Origin of the sequence: Shewanella sp. AS16 (assembly GCF_021412365.1) — a bacterium.
GTDB classification, from domain to species: domain Bacteria; phylum Pseudomonadota; class Gammaproteobacteria; order Enterobacterales; family Shewanellaceae; genus Shewanella; species Shewanella salipaludis.
On sequence record NZ_JAKCLK010000281.1, the window covers coordinates 1 to 290 of the forward strand.

General features: G+C 55.5%; 1 protein-coding gene. It reads right to left on the minus strand.

The annotated features are described in order from the left end of the window. Window positions 1–290, minus strand: a 290-nt coding sequence (locus tag LZP73_RS20310) for an NAD(P)/FAD-dependent oxidoreductase (protein ID WP_234236743.1), incomplete at both ends; no start/stop codon positions are given.

Here is a 290-nt window from a genome sequence, read left to right on the forward strand (position 1 = left end):
GCGATACCAGCGAACCGTGATCTTTATACTGATAATTTTTCAGCGGCTTACCGTTCATCTGCGCCAGAATGTTGTTCATTGCACAGGTTGCCATCTGATGTGCGGCCTGAGCGCGCGGCGGAACAAAGCCCCCTTCCGGACGCGGGCATGACGCGCAGTCGCCAATAGCGTATATGTCTGGATCGCGAGTGGTTTGCAGCGTCGGTTCCACCACCAGCTGGTTGATACGGTTGGTTTCAAGACCACCGATATCTTTCAGGAAGTCAGGCGCTTTGATCCCGGCTGCCCAC